Here is a 19,258-nt window from a genome sequence, read left to right as displayed (position 1 = left end):
TTTTTGGTTACGTTGTTAATCGAGCGGTAATTCCAGCATCATCGGTGACATAGACATCGCCTGCTTGATCGGTAACGGTATAAGTGGAAGACTTCAACGCCTCGATTGTTGCTTGAAGCGTCGCTTGATCCGGATAACGTAGCGTCCAGTAGACGAGTCCGACCGCATCTTCCGGATTCGTCGGTGCGTTGACACCAGACCAGACGTTCAGACCGATGTGATGGTGATAGCCACCGGCAGCAACGAACAACGCGCGCATCCGCGAAGCGTCAGCGGCAACTTCAAAGCCGAGCGTCTCGACATAAAATGACCGCGCCGCTTCGAGTGTCTTGACGTGGAAATGGACATGTCCCATGACCGTATCGCTTGGCATGCCGTACCAATCTTCTTCTCCCGCTTCGACGAGCATACTTTGCCAATCAACGGGATCCGTCGTCATCTTGACGTCCCCATTCGCTTCATACGTCCATGTCTCACGTGGACGATCGGCATAAATCTCAATTCCGTTCCCATCTGGATCCGATAGGTAAAAGGCTTCACTGACAAGATGGTCGCCTTGACCAATCTCGATCCCTTGTTCGATCAAATTCCGGATGACGAAACCGAGTTCTTTTCGGTTCGGTAGCAAAATCGCAAAATGATATAACCCGGCGACCGAGTTCGGTGGGAAACGACGGGCATTCGGATGGACTTCAAGTTCAACGAGTGGTGTATCTTGTGCGCCAAGAACTGTGAGCTGATCCGTTTGCGTCAGCACACGTAATCCAAGTGACGTTGTATAAAATGAAATCGAACGATCGAAATCCGTGACGCGTAAACGAACAGGACCGAGTGTAATCTGTGGGTGAATCGACATGTTGTTTCCTCCTTCAATGAAATAGCTCGTACCCCTATTATTACGCGGAAGCGATCGAAACGGAAGTAGGCACGAATAAGTGGTATAGTATCCTAAACGATACCATGAAGGAGGAAGACCGATGGAAGAGACACCAAGCTGTCGCGTCGAGACAGCGCTCGAAATCTTGACCGGAAAATGGAAGCCGTCGATTTTACTCGTCTTGATCACACACGGAACGCTCCGCTTCAGTGAATTGAAACGCCAATTGCCGAACATTACGCAAAAAATGCTGACGGCTCAACTGCGTGAACTTGAACTGAACGACATCGTTCATCGCGAGATTTATCAGGAAGTCCCGCCACGCGTTGAGTATTCTCTAACGGACTATGGACGGACACTTATCCCCGTTCTTGACGCCATCAATGCATGGGGCGAACAACACGTCATCCATCTCGAAAATAAAGACAAACTTACGTCTACTTCACAATGAGAAGTCCATTCCGATGCGATTTCTCATTTTTTATGGAATAAACTGTCTATTATCACGTATACTGACGTAATAGACTTCTGTTTTTGGAAAGGAATGAGTTCCTATGCATCAACTTCATGCGATCGAGCAACTGGTTGCTCGACTCAAACAAGATCCTGCAGTCGAAGCCATCTTCTTGAAAGGATCCTTCGGGCGGGGAGAAGAAGATGTTCATTCAGACATCGATTTGTACTGTCTCGTCTCAGAAGAACGTCAAACAAAATTCTTATCGCGTCGTTTGTCCCATCTTTCTACTTATCGTTCAATCATCTGGAAAGATGAGATCGACATCATCGCACCACAAATGATCGTCGTCTATGATGATCTCCTACATATCGATTTATTCACGGTGACGCTCGATTCGCTGAACCACAAGGATCAATTGCGCGTCTTGTATGATCCACAAGAACAGTTGACGGACTTTACCGATACATGTGACTTAACACTTTCTGCTCAAGAAGCGACCGATGAAGCAATCGATGCTGTCTGGTTCTTGTTTCAATATAAAAAAGCAGCAGCTCGGGGAAATGACTTATGGGCAGTCGAGATGCTCCGTAGCGCCTTGATTAAGTTCGCAAAAGTATTACTCCATCATCATGTTCCTGAACGAGCGCAACTCGGATTAAAGACGATTCCGACGACATTGCCAGACCATCCACGCTTTGCGCTTGAAGCAATCTATGACGTCCTGACACCCGCAACGCACGCTGAAGCGGCTCAACGTTATTTGGCTTGTTTAGAAACTGAACGAAACGCGCTCGACCAGACGCTTGCCTCTCATCCAGAGACGCTCGCTTTACTCGATCGATTAACGCCTGAACTCTCGATCCAACAATTAAAACGATAACGACAAAGGAGTAGCAGGCATTTGCCCGCTACTCCTTTGTCTGCTCACTAATCATCGTGTCAATTGAATCTCCTTCGATTGTCCACCTGCCCAGCCAAAGCCAGATGAGACTTCAAGCATTGGATTTTTGACATGTTTCGGTAATTCAAAGACGATATTGCCGGTTTTTTCGATGTTCGGATTGATCGTCTCTAAGAAGAAGCCCATCCCGTCTTCATTTGCATAGAGATCAAGTTCCGTATCGGCTGAGTATTCCGTATCGCCGACATTGACTTTAAACATATTGCTGTCGACGAACCGTTCTTCCTTGTCTCCATTTAGAATCGTCAACCCGATGACTAAGAATTGTCCTGACGTTTTCTTTTCGCCGAGGACGTTCGACAACGAATCGACCATCTTGACGTCATTGACGACATACGTCAGTTTCCCGACCTTCACCTGATCGTTGATGCCATAGGTTTTCTTGACCGGCTTCGCCGCTGCTTTTGCTTTCACGGGTTTTGCTTCTGATTTGACTGCTTCTTGTTCGACCTCTACTTTTTTCTCCGGTGCTCCTTGTTCTTCGTCATCTCCTAGATTCCCGAGAATGACTGCGCCAATCACGATAATTCCTGCCCACTTCAATCCTTTTTTCATGTTACTTCCTCCTTTTAATGTGGCTGACTCACGTCTGATAGCCCTAGTATAGGAAGAAGCAACCCCTTATCCTTTACACTTTTTTAACCAGGTCTTTTTTTGTTTCAGGTTAGAAAAATAGATTGACAACACAAAAAAAAGAGCGCTGAATTCAGCGCTCTCTTGCTCCTTATTCTCCTTTGACCCGGATGACGATTTTTCCTTTTGCGTGCCCTTCTTCGCCATAATCATGTGCTTCCTTGATTTGATCCAGATCAAAAATCCGATCAACGACAGGTTGTAGCTCGCCACGCTCGACCGCTTTAGCGATATGCCGCAAACGTTCACCGGTCGGTTGCATGAAGACATATGCAGATCGTGCATTATGTTGCTTCGCTTGCTCTTCATCCGGTGGTGTAGAAATCGAGACGAGCATGCCGTTCGGCTTCAGCATCTGATACAGTTCCCCTTGCTTGTCGCCGCCCATTGTATCGAATACAAAATCGACGTCGCGAACACGATCCGCCGGATTTTCCTGTTTGTAGTCGATGACTTCGTCGGCTCCAAGTGCTTTTACCCAGTCAACGTTTTTCGTACTTGTTGACGTAATAACGTACAAACCATTCGCTTTCGCGAGTTGAATCGCGACGGTTCCGACACCCCCTGATCCGGCACCAATGAAGATCCGGTCACCCGGCTTCGCATCCATCACTTCGAACATGACCTGCCATGCTGTATGCGAGACGAGTGGCAGAGACGCTGCTTCTGCGAAACTGAGCGATTCTGGTTTTTTCACAACTAAATGCGCATCGACTGCGACGTACTCTGCATACGTCCCTTGACGAGCGATTTCCGGACGACTGAAGACAGCGTCCCCGACTTGAAGATCGGAGACGTTCGCTCCGACTTCCTGAATCACGCCAGCAACGTCCCAACCGATGACGAGCGGCATTTCGTAGCTCAACATCTGACGCAAGTAGCCTTCGCGTAGTTTCCAATCGACCGGGTTCACACTCGCGGCATAGACTTCGATTAAGACATCATCCGGTCCGATGACTGGCTTTTCCAGTTCTCCAACCTTGAATTGTTCCGATCCACCATACTGTTCAATGTAAGCTGCCTTCATCCGTTGACTCCTCCTTCAATATTCGTTCCCTATCTTCTTCCCCGTCCGTTCCACCGACAAACAGTCTGAAGATGCACAACAGCTCCCCATCGATCGATGAGGAGCTGTTTCTTAGCCATTCGTTTGCTGAAGGGTTGATGCCGTCTCGTTCAAGGCATGAATCGCCTGTTGCAGTTCCATGACCTGACCGACTTGGTGACGTGTCAGACCGGATAACGACTCACTTTGTGCGAGCAAGGCGTTCATGAACGTGTCGAGTTGACCGGCTGCTGTCGTGATAGCAACAAGACTGTTCGTCATCGTCGCGAACTGGGTCTGTGCCGACTGGATCGAACCAACGACTTCCGTTGCATCTGTTTCGATCGTTTGCAACGCTAACTGACTCTCTGCCATGCGTTCTTCCTGCTCACGTAACAGTGTCGTACTGGCATGAATCGAGTTACCGGTTTGTGTGACGTCTTGATCGACACGTTCGATAATCGCATTGATTTCTTTTGACGCTTCTGCCGTCTGCGCTGACAGGTTGCGAATTTCTTGCGCGACGACCGTGAAGCCTTTTCCGAACTCACCAGCGCGGGCTGCTTCGATCGACGCGTTAAGACTGAGCAAGTTTGTCTGAGCCGCAATTGCATTAATGCTCGACGTAATCGCGACGATTTCTTGGAAACGTCCAGCGAGCTGTCCGAACGACGTGACCGACTCATCCATGCTCGTCGTCAATTGTTGCAAGGATTGTCCAGCTAGACCAATCGTCTGCCTGCTTCGTTCAGCGGTTGTCCGCGATGAGGAACTCCGCTCGAGGGCGCGATCGACTGAAACCGTCACATCCTCCATCCGGTTGACTTGCTGGTCATTCAATTGGCGAATTTCACGAATCGCTTGGACGCTTCCTGCTGCATCATGTGCCAGCTGTTGCATCGCCATATCAACCTGACTGAAAGAATCCTTCGCCGCGTCGACCGTTTCACTCATCTCTTCTGTGAACGTCGTTACTTCCGTTGCTGTTGCTGCCGTTTGCTCAAGGGCGACTTGCGACGTTGCCGCGTAAGCTTCCGATCGCTCTTGTTCTTGACGAACTGCCTGCATGACGTTTCGTCCAAAAACGGCAACGAAGACAGCCGCTGAGAAGATCATCAAATAGATGACATACGCGACGATCAAGTCGAATGTGTTCGTAAAGACAATCGTTCCGTTGGCTGTGAATAACGCCATTTCAAGTAGTCCGAAAATCCCAGCCAGAACGACGAGACGCGGAATCAAATAGACGATTGAAATCGTCAAATAAAGGTAAGCAATCGTCCAGATGATTGGGGACGGTAATGTCATCAAAACTAAGGCGAGGACGAGATACGTTAATGTCACTTGAACATATTTCCCACTCGGACGATGTCCGAGTAGCCGGTTGCCGACCAGCAACGCGACCGCCAAGATCAGACCACCGACTAAAAACTGATAGAACACACTGATTGGAACGTAATTCATTTGGGCAAATACGAAAATCAACGGATGCGCAATTGTAATCAACGTTGCAATCAGACGGGATAAAATCTTTGTACTTTGTTGCTCGAGGGCAGATACCATCTTGTTCAAACTCCTTCATCATAGTAAAGTCATACAATTGTTCATCGGCAGAAAGAATTCAATCGTTAAGTCTCTCCGATGACTTTTTTTCTTGACGCTTTCTTGAGAGCGGGAGTACGGTTAACGTAGACTTTTTTCAGAAAAGAGGATTCCTATGCTCTATGTACTCGTAGGTCTCGCAGGTGTTCTCGGTGCCTCTGCACGTTATGGACTTGGACTGCTGATTGGCGACTTTACGAACGGTCCGTTTCCGTGGCCCACGCTTGCGATCAACTTGATCGGTAGCTTTCTGCTCGGCTACGCGACACACTTTTTATTTCGAACGAAACTCTTGCATCAATATGCGATCACAGCCATCGGAACAGGCTTCATCGGCTCATTTACGACGTTTTCGACATTTAGCGTCGAGACCGTGACCTTACTCAACGAACATCATCTAGCGGACGCGTTCCTCTATATGCTCGTCAGCCTATTCGGCGGTCTGTTCCTGTCTTATCTTGGTTACGCGCTTGGGACACGACGACTGCGATACGTGACGAAAGGACGTGGGTGAATGGAATTACTCGCCCTTGCCATCGGTGCTTTTTGTGGTGCTATCAGTCGGTTTGCCGTCAGTCAATGGATGAAGACGTTTTGGAAACGCGAATTTCCTCTGGCGACGTTCCTGATTAATGTACTCGGTTCGTTTTTACTCGGACTCGTCATCGGTGCGCATCTGGATACGACATGGACGTTACTCTTAGGTACCGGTTTCCTTGGATCGTTTACAACGTTCTCGACGTTTAAAATCGAGACATTACAGTTATTTCAGGACGGAAATCGTAAAGTACTTACTCTCTATCTCATCTCGAGCTACGGTTTCGGAATTCTTGCAGCTTTCCTTGGAATCACACTTACAGCTTGAACGAAACAAGAGGCGACGGAAAAATCCGTCGCCTCTTGTCGTATCCGTTTTAATTTAATCATTCATCCAGAATAGACCGACTGTTTCTGCTCCAGCATGTGTTCCAATTGCTGGTCCGAACGTGCCTTCAAGAATCGTCAAATCCGGGAACTTCGCTGCGACTTGTTGCCGCAGTTCCGTTGCCATTTCCGGTGCCATCGTCGTCGCGACATAAATCCGGTTCTTGTAGAACGTGTGCTGACGCATCGATTCATCGATTTGTTTAACCATTTCGATGTAAGCTTTCTTTAAAGAACGCGCTTTTTTGAATGGTACGATTTTTCCTGCTTCATCCGTCGTGATGATCGGTTTGATGCTGAGTAGGTTCGCAAGGAACAAGTCACCGGATGAGACACGTCCACCCCGGCGCATCGTTTCCATATTACCGACGATCATATAGAAATGGGTCTTTTTCGTCAACGCTTGTAAGGCTGCGACGATTTCCTCGACGGATTTCCCCTGTGCCGCGAGCTCCATCCCGTAACGAATGAACTCTTGTTGGTTCTCAAACGCCGTATGAGAGTCGATGATATGAACGGGGAAGCTGGCTGCTTCCGCTGCTGATGCTGAACTTTGGACGGTACTCGATAATCCATTCGTACAGTGCACTGCAATTGCACAGTCATAACCTTCTTCTTTCAGACGTTCATATGTTCCAACGAACTCCCCAAAAATTGGTTGTGATGTTTTGGCAATCAGCTTTTTGTCCGCATCTAGGGCACGGAACAATCGCTCGACCGTGATCGCATTCTCTTGATACGCCGTATCACCGAGTAAGATTTGAATCGGTACGACATTGACGCCGATCGCTTCTGCCTCTTCTTTCGTGAAATAGGCCATACTATCGGTCACCCATGCTATTTTAGTCATTTTCCTTAGCCTCCGTTAGATTCTTCTCGCTTTATCCTACCATATACAGAAGTGGAAATCGCAAGAAACGTCATGACATCATCTGAAAATGAAACGATGTACGCTTATGATAGTGCTCATCGGCATGCAAGACGACGGAAGGAAAATTCGGTTGGTTGATCGCATCCGGTAATCCTTGTGTCTCAAAGCAGATTCCGAGGTACGGTGTTGCTCGTCTTCCGCAAATCGTAAACTCACCCGACAAATGATTAGCGGTGTAGACGACGACTCCCGGTTGATCCGTCACGACGCGCAATCGCCGCCCACTGATTGGTTCGTCGAGAACGATTTCTCCACCCTCTCTAAGCAGGAAGGGGTGATCGACACCACTACCTGCTTGGCGGAGTTGTTCGTCTGATGCATGTGTCACTTCATGTAACGGGCGGGTATCGAGAAAATCAAAGACGGTGTCTGTCACCGGGAGAATGTCACCGGTCGGTACCGCATCTTTCGTCAACGGAACATAAAAAGGTGCATCCATTCGTAACAGATGCTGTTCGATCGTCGTTTTTGCCTCACCCGTCAAATTAAAGTACGTATGATTCGTCGGACTGAATGGTGTCGAAGCTGTCGTCTCCGCTTCATAATGGATATGCAGGATGTTCTCGTCTGTCCATTCGAAGGTCAGCGTGAACGACAAATGACCCGGATACCCGTTCTCACCACTTGGACTATCTAAACGTAGAACAAGTTTGTCGTCGTTGATTTCGTGCGTGAACATCCGGTTCGCCCAATTTTCGCTTCCCCCATGGAGGTGATGCTCGCCCTCATTTTGTTCGAGTACATACGTCATTCCTTCTAGCGCAAACGCGCCGTTTGCGATTCGCCCTCCGACCCGCCCGATCGTTGCACCTAAGTGATGCGGATCATCTTGGTATTCTGATAGGTCGTCAAACGCGAGTACGACATTTTCGATTATTCCATGTTGATCCGGAACCCGGATGGCAAGAATTTTTGCGCCTCGGTTCAAGATATCGATACTATGCCCATGCACATTCTCTAACGTGAATCGTAACAAGGACTGATCACCTAGTTGTCCCACTTCTGTTGTTGTAATCATCATCTGCTTCCTCCTGTACGATACATTTTCCTGTTTTCGTATTTACCCTCGGAACAAGACAAAAAAACAACAATGGCAAAATGCCATTGTTGTCAAAGGGACGGAAGAGGTAATCGTACTTCAATCCGAGTACCTTGATGCGTGATTGAGTGGACATGTAATGTTGCGACCGAACCATATGTCACGTCTAATGCGCGTCGAATCAGAAACAGGTTCGAATCACCCGCTTCTTTTTGATCCAGTTGTTGCATCACAGCAGGCGGTACACCTTGCCCATTATCCGTAACTTCGATGACCCAGTCTGTCGTCGTCTTGAAAGCACGGACATCAATCCGGTGATGTCGTCCTGCCTTTACGAATGCATGACGCAGTGCATTATCGACAAGCTGTGTCACAAGGAATGGAAACACGAAGTATTCTTCAACAGCGGTCTCGATATCAAGATCGACCGTGATATCCGCAGAGGTCAGTTGATTCGGACGACGTCGCGTTCCTTCTAATGATAAGTATGCCTTTAAAGTTGCCAATTCCTCGCGTAGTGGATGTTCATCATGCCGCGTCGCTGCTGTCAGAAGCTGCAACAGTGCATTCAGTTGATGTTTAACAGGCGTTCCCGGGTCAGCTGTCCGCTGGATTTCTTCGATGATTCCTTTCAGATAGCTGACGTGTAACATCGGTTTCATCTTTCTTCCACTTAACCGAAGCAACTGATCTTCTCGATGCATGTGTAGCTCTCGTGCTAATAAACGGACAAGTTGTTCCGTCATCCGCTCGACGGTATCATCAAATAAATCCTTCGAAAAGTAACAGATGACCCCTGCTTTTTGACCGTTGATACGCATGGGGTGAAAACTTAAAATTTGCCCCGTCTGCTCGTCTTCTTGTCGGACGGGTTCTTCTGCTTCGATCCATCGTTGTTCCTCCCGTCTCGGTTGCTCGCCACAGACTGCAGGTTGCTGGTCCGTCATATCGATGACGACTTCTGTCGCCCCGAGCACGACAATTCGTTGCATCTTTGTTTCCTTCAATAATGTCGCTCCAATCTGTCGCGCGACTTCGGAAGTCAATCCTTGCTTTCGTAAGGGCTGTAACGCTTGCAGTAAACGGTCGGAACGCTCAGTTTGCCCGACGAAGAGTGCACCTTCGAGTCGAAGTTGTGTCCGTAAAATCATGATGAACAATACGACACCGCACATATTTGCGAACAGTAACGGAAAGGCGGCTCGACCCATCAAATCCAGTGCCTCCGTCGTATCCGGTGCAAGCAATAACGTGACGCCACTCTCAAACAATAACGCTGTCAATACGATACCGATGGGCGGAACAATTGCATAACCATCATGCAAACGCCAGCGTTTTCGATACCAGCCGCTCGCAAGTCCAGCGAGCATTGCGATGATCCAACCTGCTTCTGCCCCTAACGAACCAAGCACGTAACGATGTAGACCAACCAAACATCCCGTGATGCCGCCGACTACCGGTCCACCAATCAATCCACTCGTCACGATGACAGCGAGTCGGGTATCGAGCAACAGGGCATCCTTTTCGACAGCTAACCCGAGTAACGGGTCAATCGTCGTATCTTGCGAAAGTTCAATTCCTGCGTAGTTCATCAGAATACCGGATGACACGAATGCGAAGAGCAGTGGAAGGTTCATTCCGCGGTCCATCTTGAATATGTATCGGGAAATGCGCCACTGGGACAATAAAAAGGCTAACAGTGCTAACATACCTAAACGACTCAGTAAGAATGGGATTTGCTCAAGCACGGAATACCTCCTCGTTTCATAGGACGCGAATCAACAAAAAAGTCGTATTAGAATACATTCCCGCTCCTCTCTGCATTCTCCTATCATGACTGCCGAAAGTTCGCACAATCCGTCCATTCTTGATTTTTTGACTGATGCGATGAAAAAAAGCCGGTTCCTCCATGAGGAACCGACCATCTTATGCTTCTGCTTGTTCAGCTGGATGCAACCAAATCTTGACGCGATTGATTTGATAGTTTTCCATCTCCATCACTTCGACGGAGAAGTCTGGTGTGTCGATATGCTCACCTGGCTGAAGATCAATGTTGTGCATCTGAATCCAGCCACCAATCGTATCGACATCTTCGACATTCGTAAAACGAATATTGAAACGTTCTTCTAGGTCAGCGAGCAAGACTGTACCGTCGAGTAGGAACTCGTCCGATTTGACCTGTTCGATTTCTTCGACTTCATCTGCGTCGAATTCATCACGGATTTCACCGACGATTTCTTCGAGTAAGTCTTCCATCGAGACGAGACCTGCCGTTCCACCGTACTCGTCGACGACGAGAACGAGATGGGTCCGGGTCCGTTTCATCTTGCGAAGTGTCTCTTGAAGCGATGTCACTTCCGAAACAACCGGTAAATCCTTGATATAGTGTGTCACCGGATGCTCATTTCCGTTCGCATAATCCGTCAAGACTTCCTTGACGTTGACGTATCCGAGAATCCGGTCTTTATCATTTTCTTCTGTGACCGGGTAACGCGTGTATGGATTATCCATGAAGATTTCCATCAGTTCATCCTTCGTCAAACGTTCCGAGATCGTCTCCATCCGCATCCGCGGCACCATCAAGTCTTTGACGATGTGCTCATCAAACGCAAAGACGTTTTGCATGAGGGCAAGTTCTGTTTGGTTGATCTCACCACTTTGGAAACTTTGCGCCATGATGATTTTCAATTCATCTTCCGAGTGGGCTTGTTCGTGCCCTGCTGGTTTGACGCCGAACAGACCAAGGAATAAGCGTGCTGAACCGTTGAGTAACCAAATGAATGGGTACATGATTTTACCGAACACATAAAGTGGACGGGCAAACAACAATGTCATGCGTTCTGCATACTGAATCGCAAGCGTCTTCGGCGCGAGTTCACCGATGACGACGTGTAAGAACGTTACGGATACAAATGCGATACCAAACGACAAGAGTGTCGAAACAGCAGCAGAGATCCCGAAGTCGTCGAAGACAGGATGCAAGATCTTTTCAACGGTTGGTTCACCAAGTGCCCCAAGACCAAGTGCCGTGACCGTGATACCAAGCTGACAGGCAGACAAGTAATAATCAAGATCGCCCGCGATTTTTTCGCAAGGACGGCACTCTTGTTTCCCTCTTGAATCATTTGATCCAAACGCGACATCCGAACCTTAACGACAGCAAATTCCGATCCGACGAAAAACGCCGTCAACGCAATCAACAAGACCACTAAAAATAAATTGATGAATAATATAGTATCCAAAATCCCCTAAACAGGGGTCACCTCCATTGTTTTGTATTAAAGCTGTGCAATCAAGGAAGCAATCAATGTCAGACGCCGTGACAATTCTAAGCGAATCGCTTGTTTTTCGACGTCCGTCGAATCTAACAAACGCTGCTCGAGTCCTTCAACCGTCGCCTGAAGTTGTTTCACTTCCTGATAAATCGTCTCCCCTGTTTTTTGTTCCCGTTCCGTAAAAGAAGCAAGAATCTCTTGCAGGGAAAGCCGTTGAGACTTCAAATATTCAATCTTTTCGATTTGATGAATGACCGATTCGTCATACAAACGGTAACCAGATGCGGTGCGCTCTGGTGTTAACAGACCAAGTGATGTGTAGTAATCGATCGTTCGTTTTGATAAGCCGGTGGTCTCCGCGACCTGACCGATTCGAAGTAACGCCTTCCCAAAAGATTCTCACCTCCTTTCCATAGCTAGTTCTTTTATCTTATCATGTCAAAACCATACAGTAAAACGTCGCGCTTTTTTAGAGAAAAAAACGACTACTCCCGTTCGCACGAGAATAATCGTTTCATCCCACTTTATTATACGGTTACAACAGGTTCTTCGACCGGTACACCGACGATTGACCGTTCGAGTAATTCGACGACATCGTACGTAGCAACCGTCTCGTCGACTTCCTTCGCCTTCGTGCCGTCACTGAGCATCGTCAGACAGTACGGACATGCTGACCCAATGACAGACGGTTGGACGGTCAACAATTGTTCCGTCCGTGCGACGTTGACCCGTGCGCCGACTTTCTCTTCTTGCCACATCATCCCGCCGCCAGCACCGCAACACATCCCTTTTTCCCGGTTACGTTCCGTCTCAACGAGCGTGATTCCTGGAATCTTCTCGAGAATATAACGTGGTGCGTCATAAATGTCATTGTAGCGACCAAGGTAACACGAATCGTGATAGACAACACGCTCCTTGACTTCATGGAGCGGTGTGATGCGTTTCTCGTCAATCAGTCGTGCAAGCAATTCAGTATGGTGATAGACTTCAACGTCCGGACTCAGTCCGAAGTCGGGGTACTCATTTTTGAATGTGTTGTAGGCGTGCGGATCAATCGTGACAATCTTTTTGACGCCATATTTCTCAAATGATTTGATGTTTGCTTCTGCAAGTTCTTGGAACAAGACTTCGTTCCCGATCCGGCGCGGTGTATCGCCTGAGTTTTTCTCATCGTTCCCGAGAATCGCAAACGAGATGTCAGCTTCGTTTAGAATCCGCGCAAACGCCATCGCGATTTTTTGACTTCGGTTATCGTACGATCCCATCGCACCAACCCAGAACAGGTACTCGAAGTCTTCGCCCGCTTTTTTCTTCTCCTTTGCTGTCGGAACGACGAGTTCATCCCGGTTTTTCCGCCAGTTTTCGCGTTCTTTCCGGTTCATCCCCCACGGATTACCTTGACGTTCGATGTTTGCCATCGTCCGTTGCATCTCCGGATCCATCTTGCCTTCCATCATGACGAGATGACGACGGAGGTCGATGATCTTATCAACATGTTCGTTCATGACCGGACACTGATCTTCACAGTTCCGACAAGTCGTACACGCCCAGATTTCTTCTTCCGTAATGACATTCCCAATCAATGAATCCGGAACGATATCCATCTGCCCCGCTGCTGCCAGTGAAGCGATTTGGTTGCCTTGCGATCCTTCAAACGCAAAGGCAGGTGCCCATGGCGAACGTTGGGTGATCGCTGCCGTTTTCATGTTGAGATGGTCCCGTAATTTAACGATCAAATCCATTGGCGACAGCATCTTACCGGTTCCGCTCGCTGGGCACATGTTCGTACAGCGTCCACACTCGACGCAAGCATATAGATCAACGAGCTGTTTCTGATTGAAATCTTCGATCCGGTTGACGCCGAAGCTGAACTCCGCTTCGTCATCTTCTGCCTCTTCCATGACGGATAGATCAATCGGTGCCAAACGCCCGACTTTTGACGTCCGACCGAGCCAGACATTTGCTGTACCGGCAATCAAGTGCGCGTGTTTACCTTGCGGGATGTAGACCATGAAGCTAAGTAAGAACAAGAGATGCGCCCACCAGAAGAAGACGAATAATCCGAACGCAACTGATTCCGGCACCCAACTGAATAAGAACGCGATGCTTGAAGCGACCGGTTCACCGAGCGTCGAATGATTCTCATAGACAAGGAAGAATCCATTTCCGAATAGGACGGCGACCATCAAACCACCGATGAAGATCAACGCAAGACCTGCCATGAAATTCCGCTTCAAGCGGACGAGTTTCTCGACGTACCGGCGATAAAATCCCCAAACGACGGCAATCAAGATGACAAGCATGACGATTTCTTGGAAGAATGTAAAAATCGGATAAAGCGGACCGAGTGGAACATGCGGGAAACGCTGACCGACGGCGAGTCCTTTCCAGATAAAATCGATCGCTCCAAATTGAACAAGTAAGAAGCCGTAGAACATCATGACGTGGATAACGCCACTTTTCTTATCCTTTAATAATTTCTTTTGGCCGAAGACGTTGACTAAGACCGCGTCAAGTCGTTCTTTGTTCGTCAGTGTCCATTCCGCCTTTTTTCCCCGTTTAATGGCGGCATAACGACTTTTGACGAGTGACGTGAACAGATAGCCCGCATAGCCGATGACGAGTAGGAAGGCAATCCAGTTAATGAGTAAAAACGTATTCATGTTCGAACAAACCCCTTTCCCCCTAAAGCAGTTGTGTTGAAATGAGTATAGCATATAATGAATGGCTATTCATTCATTTTTTTTCATTTAGTTTTTACTGTGTCACATAAGCAGATAAGTACTCAAAAAAAATCAAGCAGTGGATGATCCACCGCTTGATTTAATCACGTCCAATACGTCATTTTTTTAATTTCATGGCATTAGCCATCAGGCCAGGGATGTCCGTATTTTCATGCAACCCACTGAACTGTTCGCTTTGTGGACCGTACGCGTAGAGCGGAACGTCAACACCTGTGTGTACCGAAGTCGTCCAACCGACATATGCCCGTTTACTGATCATCTCATTCAATGTCATGACGCGTTTCTTCGCATCCACTTTTTGCAACGTCTGAATTTCTTCAGCCGTCAAATCGAACGTTGTTTCCCGTTTGACGACAGTTGCGATATTCGATAAGTCATCATTGAACTGACGAACCATCTCATCACCCGTCGCTTTGACGTTTTTCAAGACTTCCGGTTTTGCGACGTACTCGTCGTATCCACCGACTGACATACCACCTGTATCGTGGTCACCAGCAACGACGACCAATGTGTGTTTATCTTTTGCTGCAAAACGAAGCACTTTTTCAACTGCCTGGTGGAACGCCTCTGCATCCTTCATCGCCCAAGCAGCATCATGCGCGTGACCCGCCCAGTCGATCTGACTGCCTTCTACCATCAAGAAGAAGCCATCGCGGTCTTTCTTCAATGTTTGCAGGGCTTTCGATGTCATCGTCGCAAGGCTCGGTTGATTCGTATTTTCTCGGTCCAGTTCTGGTGCCATTCCTTCTTCTGCAAACAAACCAAGAACTTTACGACCGTCTGTCTCATTTAGACTTTCGAGTGAATCCGCGTACTGATAGCCTGCCCGTTCTGCTTTCTTCACTAGATTACCAGCCTCTTGGACACCACCATTCTTTTGATCAAAAAAGAATTTCTGACCGCCACCGAGTAAGACGTCGACTTTCATTTCATCCATGTATTGCTTCGCGATGTCCGCTTCGTTCGCGCGCGTTACGACATGCGATGCAAAAACAGCTGGTGTCGCATGTGTGATGGCTGATGTCGAGACAAGTCCTGTTGCTTTGCCTGCTTGATCCGCCCGATCAAGAATAGATGCTACTTCTTTTCCACTCGGATCCATGCCGATTGTTCCATTGTTCGTTTTTGTTCCTGTTGCCATCGCCGTTCCGGCAGCTGCTGAATCGGTCACTTTCGTGTTTGCCGAATACGTCCGCATCATTCCTTTTAAGTGACCGTCGAGTTCAGTTTCCTCGCCTCCTTGATACCAGCGATAATTCGTTGCATAGGCAGCCGAATAACCGTCCGGGATCATGAAAATGACATTTTTAACCTTCGCCTGTTTCGTGTTCTGTTTTGCCTCGACCGGCTGAGCCGATTCATATGTATAGCCTGCAACTCCTGTCATAAGCACTGTACCGAGAATACCTGTCGCCATCCATTTCTTGTTCATTCGTGTTTCCTCCTTGTTCACGATGATGGTTTCATCATACCGAGCGAATGTAAATGAACGATGGAGACGGCTTTAAGGAATGTAAAGAAACGATGACAGCCGAGTTACCACTTCATCTCTTCAAACATATAATAGCCTTTGTGCTGTTCTTCTAAATATGCCGATAACGGAAGACGGACGTCTTCACTCGTGATGTACTTCGCTAACTCCGTTTGATTGATCCACTTCGTCTCGATGATTTCTTCATCGGGATCATTTGGATCAACTCTTCCACTCACCTGACAATCAAAATAAGTCACAAGGCTGTGCGCCTGATAGGTCGGCATGAAGTTCTCCGTCAAAAAGGCAAACGACGACGATGTGACCGTCAAGCCAGTTTCTTCTTCCACCTCGCGACGCAGTGCTTGCTCGAGGGTCTCTCCAGATTCAATCTGTCCACCGGGTAAGCTCCAACGGGCGTCCAGTCCTGATTGGTTGTTGACTACGAGCAGTTGAGCGTCTTTGCGGATGATCGCGACGATGATTCGATAAAGTGGATACATGGCGCTTCCTCCTAAAAAAAGACCACCCTGTCTAATACAAGATGGTCCACTGTGATTGTTTATTCTAAGCCGAGCGACTGTGGCAGACGGACTGCACGTGCGAAGGCATTTTTATAATCCTTTTTAGCGACTAACTTTTCGACTTCACGGATTGCTGGATGCTGTTCGTCCGCGAACGCACCAAGAATCGTCAAGTAACGTTCGTACACTTGATCGTCTTCCTGACGTGCTTTCAAGAGTGCTGTATACAGCATGACAGTATCTTCGCCGTACAAGACAGGTAATTCTTCATTAATTAAAAGTAGCGTATCGATGGACTCCGGGTCGACCTTCGGATTGTATTCCGTGATGGCCTGCTCTGCGAGTCCTTCGAGTTGATCACGCCATTCGTTATAACGCGGCTCATCGTTCTCGAGCCACTCAAACCATTCCTCTTCCAACATCTGTTCCATTTGACGTACTGTTTGTTCAAATGCCATTCGTCTCACTCCGTTCCCAAGTTAAATCAATCGTATACGTACCGACTGCTTGTCCATTCATCTTTAATGTATAGCGAAACTGCATCTGTTGCGGTTTCATCTCAATCGTTTCCGTGTCTGTTTCCATCAACATTTGACCGAACTGACTGCCATACTGGCTTTTAGTCGTCTCTCCTAAAATAAAGACATGATGCATCGCAACAGGACCTTTACGATTCAAGGCGATCTGATCTTTTGACCATTTGATCGTCGTATCAATCGGTTGTTCATCCGGCTGAACGAACATCACGGCAAAACCGTCTTTTGTTTCAAACAACGTGCCGTCCGCTTCAAGTTCGACCGATTCACGCATCGGACCATCTTCAATCGTCGTCACCTGTCGTAATGACACCGGGTACTTTACTGGTTTCACTTCTATCACCTCATCGTTTAGCGTACACGATTTTTTCGTCTGATGCACCTTCTGCTTACATGCAACAAAAAAACGGATTCGATATACTTCGAATCCGTTCAAAACATATTAGCGCACACGGTACAGACGAGCTTCGAATGGACGAAGTTCCAGTTCTGTTCCTTCATGGTGCATCGTCGGATAGTTGCCAAGCAACATATTGTCCGAGTGCAAGATGATGTCCGTATCGATTTCTGCTGTTTCGCCTTTTAAGTTCGTAACGATCAAGAACTGTTCGTCACCAAGCGTCCGTGTATACGCGTAGACTTTTGTATCTTCCGGTAAGATAAGATCGTACGCGCCGTAGATCAACGTCTCTTCCATCTTACGAATTTGAATCATTCGTTTATAGAAGTTCAAGATTGAATCTTCATCTTGTTCTTGCGACGCGACGTTGATGTCCGCGTAGTTCGGGTTGACACCAAACCATGGAGATTGATTCGAGAAGCCACCGTTTTGCTCATTCGTCCACTGCATCGGTGTACGTGAGTTATCACGGGACGAGTTCCAGATGACTTCCATGATTTCCTCATGTGTCTTACCAGAAGCAAGTTGCATATCGTACATATTTTTCGTAGCAACATCATCATAATCCGAAATGTCCGGGAATTGAACGTTTGTCATCCCGATCTCTTGTCCTTGATAGATGAACGGTGTGCCTTGCATGAAGAAATACATCATCGCAAGCGACTTCGCGCTCTCTTTCCAGTACTGTTCCTCGTCGCCCCAAAGGGAGACCGAACGAACCTTATCGTGGTTTTCGAGGTACAAGGCATTCCAACCTGTTGCTTCAAGTCCTTTTTGCCACTTCGTCAGCACTTGTTTCAGTTTGACGACGTCGACGCCTTTTTCCGTATCTGCGCGCCAGAGATCCATGCGCTCGAACTGGAAGACCATGTTCATCTTGCCGTTCTCTTCCCCGACCCATAGATCCGCTTCTTCCGGTGTGACACCATTTGCTTCTCCAACTGTCATGATATCGTATTTCGAGAACGTCTCATCCTTCAACTCTTCGAGATACGCATGGATGCCTTCGACGTTCATATGCATATCGAATGAAGGGACATACGGCATACCGAGCGGGTTCGGGAGATCAGCGAATGATTGATCCTTGTTGATGTGACTGATCGCATCGATTCGGAAACCGTCGATGCCTTTATCGAGCCACCAGTTAATCATCGTATAGACGGCTTGACGCATGTCGCGGTTTTGCCAGTTCAAGTCCGGCTGACGACGTGAGAAGACGTGGAGGAAGTACTGCTCCGTCTTTTCGTCATATTCCCATGCTGATCCGCCGAAAATACTTTCCCAGTTGTTCGGCTCACCACCGTTGACAGCATCTTTCCAGATGTACCAGTCGCGTTTCTCATTGTCTTTTGACGAACGCGATTCAAGGAACCACGGGTGTTCATCGGATGTGTGGTTGACGACGAGATCAAGCAAGACCTTGATGTCACGCTTATGCGCTTCTTCCATTAAGAGATCAAAGTCCGCCATCGTACCGAATTCATCCATGATATCTTCATAATCACTGATGTCATATCCGTTATCATCATTCGGCGATTTAAACATCGGACAAATCCAAAGCACATCAACACCAAGATCCTTCAAATAATCCAGTTTTGCGATGATACCGGGAATATCGCCGATTCCATCGTTGTTTGCATCGTAAAAGCTGCGTGGATAGATTTGGTAAGCAACTGCTTCTTTCCACCAAGCTCGTGTAATTGTTTGTTGGGCCGTTTCAGGGCGCGGTATCATTTGTGTCATGTGTCGTGAATCCTCTCGTAGGTCAGTCATTAGTGGTCTTTTTCATCATCCAATACATAGTCATCTTTAAAGCGCAACCGATTGCGCAAATCCTCT

The 19,258-nt window shown here is 47.8% G+C and carries 18 protein-coding genes and 1 pseudogene; 4 read left to right on the top strand and 15 right to left on the bottom strand.

Annotation, left to right across the window (positions count from 1 at the left end; genetic code table 11):
* Positions 1-7 precede the first annotated feature (7 nt).
* Positions 8-856 (bottom strand): VOC family protein, encoded by an 849-nt coding sequence (locus P401_RS0116075; RefSeq protein WP_029343242.1) that lies wholly within the window; start codon positions 854-856, stop codon positions 8-10.
* A gap of 121 nt (positions 857-977) precedes the next feature.
* On the opposite strand from P401_RS0116075, the gene P401_RS0116070 reads away from it, so the two are divergent.
* Together P401_RS0116070 and P401_RS0116065 are read left to right on the top strand one after the other, a co-directional pair.
* A complete protein-coding gene (locus P401_RS0116070; RefSeq protein WP_029343241.1) occupies positions 978-1,328 on the top strand; it encodes a winged helix-turn-helix transcriptional regulator in 351 nt (116 codons plus the stop codon).
* Between the two features lie 103 nt (positions 1,329-1,431).
* Entirely contained in the window at positions 1,432-2,214 is a 783-nt protein-coding gene (locus P401_RS0116065; RefSeq protein WP_029343240.1) for a nucleotidyltransferase domain-containing protein, read from the top strand.
* Positions 2,215-2,265: 51 nt separating this feature from the next.
* Here P401_RS0116065 and P401_RS0116060 read toward each other — a convergent pair whose 3' ends face one another.
* The 3 genes from P401_RS0116060 to P401_RS0116050 form a co-directional block, all read right to left on the bottom strand.
* A complete protein-coding gene (locus P401_RS0116060) occupies positions 2,266-2,850 on the bottom strand; it encodes a DUF4352 domain-containing protein (RefSeq protein WP_051656330.1) in 585 nt (194 codons plus the stop codon).
* A gap of 169 nt (positions 2,851-3,019) precedes the next feature.
* The gene (locus P401_RS0116055; RefSeq protein ID WP_029343237.1) at positions 3,020-3,955 is read right to left on the bottom strand and encodes an NADP-dependent oxidoreductase; all 936 of its coding nucleotides are present in this window, start codon (positions 3,953-3,955) and stop codon (positions 3,020-3,022) included.
* A gap of 111 nt (positions 3,956-4,066) precedes the next feature.
* A complete protein-coding gene (locus tag P401_RS0116050) occupies positions 4,067-5,536 on the bottom strand; it encodes a methyl-accepting chemotaxis protein (protein ID WP_029343236.1) in 1,470 nt (489 codons plus the stop codon).
* 154 nt (positions 5,537-5,690) lie between these two features.
* Here P401_RS0116050 and crcB (P401_RS0116045) point away from each other — a divergent pair, with 154 nt between their 5' ends.
* The gene (gene crcB / locus P401_RS0116045; RefSeq protein WP_029343235.1) at positions 5,691-6,089 is read left to right on the top strand and encodes a fluoride efflux transporter CrcB; all 399 of its coding nucleotides are present in this window, start codon (positions 5,691-5,693) and stop codon (positions 6,087-6,089) included.
* The gene (gene crcB, locus P401_RS0116040) at positions 6,090-6,440 is read left to right on the top strand and encodes a fluoride efflux transporter CrcB (RefSeq protein WP_029343234.1); all 351 of its coding nucleotides are present in this window, start codon (positions 6,090-6,092) and stop codon (positions 6,438-6,440) included.
* Positions 6,441-6,494: 54 nt separating this feature from the next.
* Here the strand turns inward: crcB (P401_RS0116040) and P401_RS0116035 are convergent, their stop codons facing one another.
* From P401_RS0116035 to P401_RS0115985, 11 genes and pseudogenes are all read right to left on the bottom strand, one after another.
* The gene (locus tag P401_RS0116035; protein WP_029343233.1) at positions 6,495-7,349 is read right to left on the bottom strand and encodes a DegV family protein; all 855 of its coding nucleotides are present in this window, start codon (positions 7,347-7,349) and stop codon (positions 6,495-6,497) included.
* 70 nt (positions 7,350-7,419) lie between these two features.
* The gene (locus P401_RS0116030) at positions 7,420-8,451 is read right to left on the bottom strand and encodes an aldose epimerase family protein (RefSeq protein ID WP_029343232.1); all 1,032 of its coding nucleotides are present in this window, start codon (positions 8,449-8,451) and stop codon (positions 7,420-7,422) included.
* Positions 8,452-8,540: 89 nt separating this feature from the next.
* Entirely contained in the window at positions 8,541-10,217 is a 1,677-nt protein-coding gene (locus P401_RS0116025) for a LytS/YhcK type 5TM receptor domain-containing protein (protein WP_029343231.1), read from the bottom strand.
* A 178-nt stretch (positions 10,218-10,395) separates the two neighbouring features.
* Positions 10,396-11,711 (bottom strand): annotated as a pseudogene (locus P401_RS17865) (hemolysin family protein).
* Positions 11,712-11,747: 36 nt separating this feature from the next.
* Entirely contained in the window at positions 11,748-12,116 is a 369-nt protein-coding gene (locus tag P401_RS0116015; protein WP_029343230.1) for a MerR family transcriptional regulator, read from the bottom strand.
* A 155-nt stretch (positions 12,117-12,271) separates the two neighbouring features.
* The gene (locus P401_RS0116010) at positions 12,272-14,407 is read right to left on the bottom strand and encodes a (Fe-S)-binding protein (protein WP_029343229.1); all 2,136 of its coding nucleotides are present in this window, start codon (positions 14,405-14,407) and stop codon (positions 12,272-12,274) included.
* A 178-nt stretch (positions 14,408-14,585) separates the two neighbouring features.
* Positions 14,586-15,920, bottom strand: coding sequence for an alkaline phosphatase (locus P401_RS0116005; RefSeq protein WP_029343228.1), 1,335 nt, complete (start codon positions 15,918-15,920; stop codon positions 14,586-14,588).
* Between the two features lie 104 nt (positions 15,921-16,024).
* Positions 16,025-16,462 carry an NUDIX domain-containing protein gene (locus tag P401_RS0116000; protein WP_029343227.1) on the bottom strand — a complete coding sequence of 146 codons (438 nt, stop codon included), beginning with the start codon at positions 16,460-16,462 and terminating at the stop codon, positions 16,025-16,027.
* A gap of 59 nt (positions 16,463-16,521) precedes the next feature.
* Positions 16,522-16,941, bottom strand: a complete 420-nt coding sequence (locus P401_RS0115995) for a hypothetical protein (RefSeq protein WP_029343226.1) — start codon at positions 16,939-16,941, stop codon at positions 16,522-16,524.
* Complete coding sequence (locus P401_RS0115990; protein ID WP_236627129.1) at positions 16,931-17,353, bottom strand: YwiB family protein; 423 nt, start codon at positions 17,351-17,353, stop codon at positions 16,931-16,933. The genes P401_RS0115995 and P401_RS0115990 overlap by 11 nt, the downstream gene beginning before the upstream one ends.
* Positions 17,354-17,461: 108 nt before the next feature.
* On the bottom strand, positions 17,462-19,162 hold the full coding sequence (locus tag P401_RS0115985; RefSeq protein WP_051656329.1) for a glycoside hydrolase family 13 protein: 1,701 nt from the start codon (positions 19,160-19,162) through the stop codon (positions 17,462-17,464).
* Positions 19,163-19,258: the final 96 nt, after the last annotated feature.

Origin of the sequence: Exiguobacterium acetylicum DSM 20416 (assembly GCF_000702605.1) — a bacterium.
GTDB lineage: Bacteria > Bacillota > Bacilli > Exiguobacteriales > Exiguobacteriaceae > Exiguobacterium_A > Exiguobacterium_A acetylicum.
The sequence above is the reverse complement of the archived record's forward strand: the minus strand, read 5'-3'. Positions and strand labels throughout refer to the sequence as shown.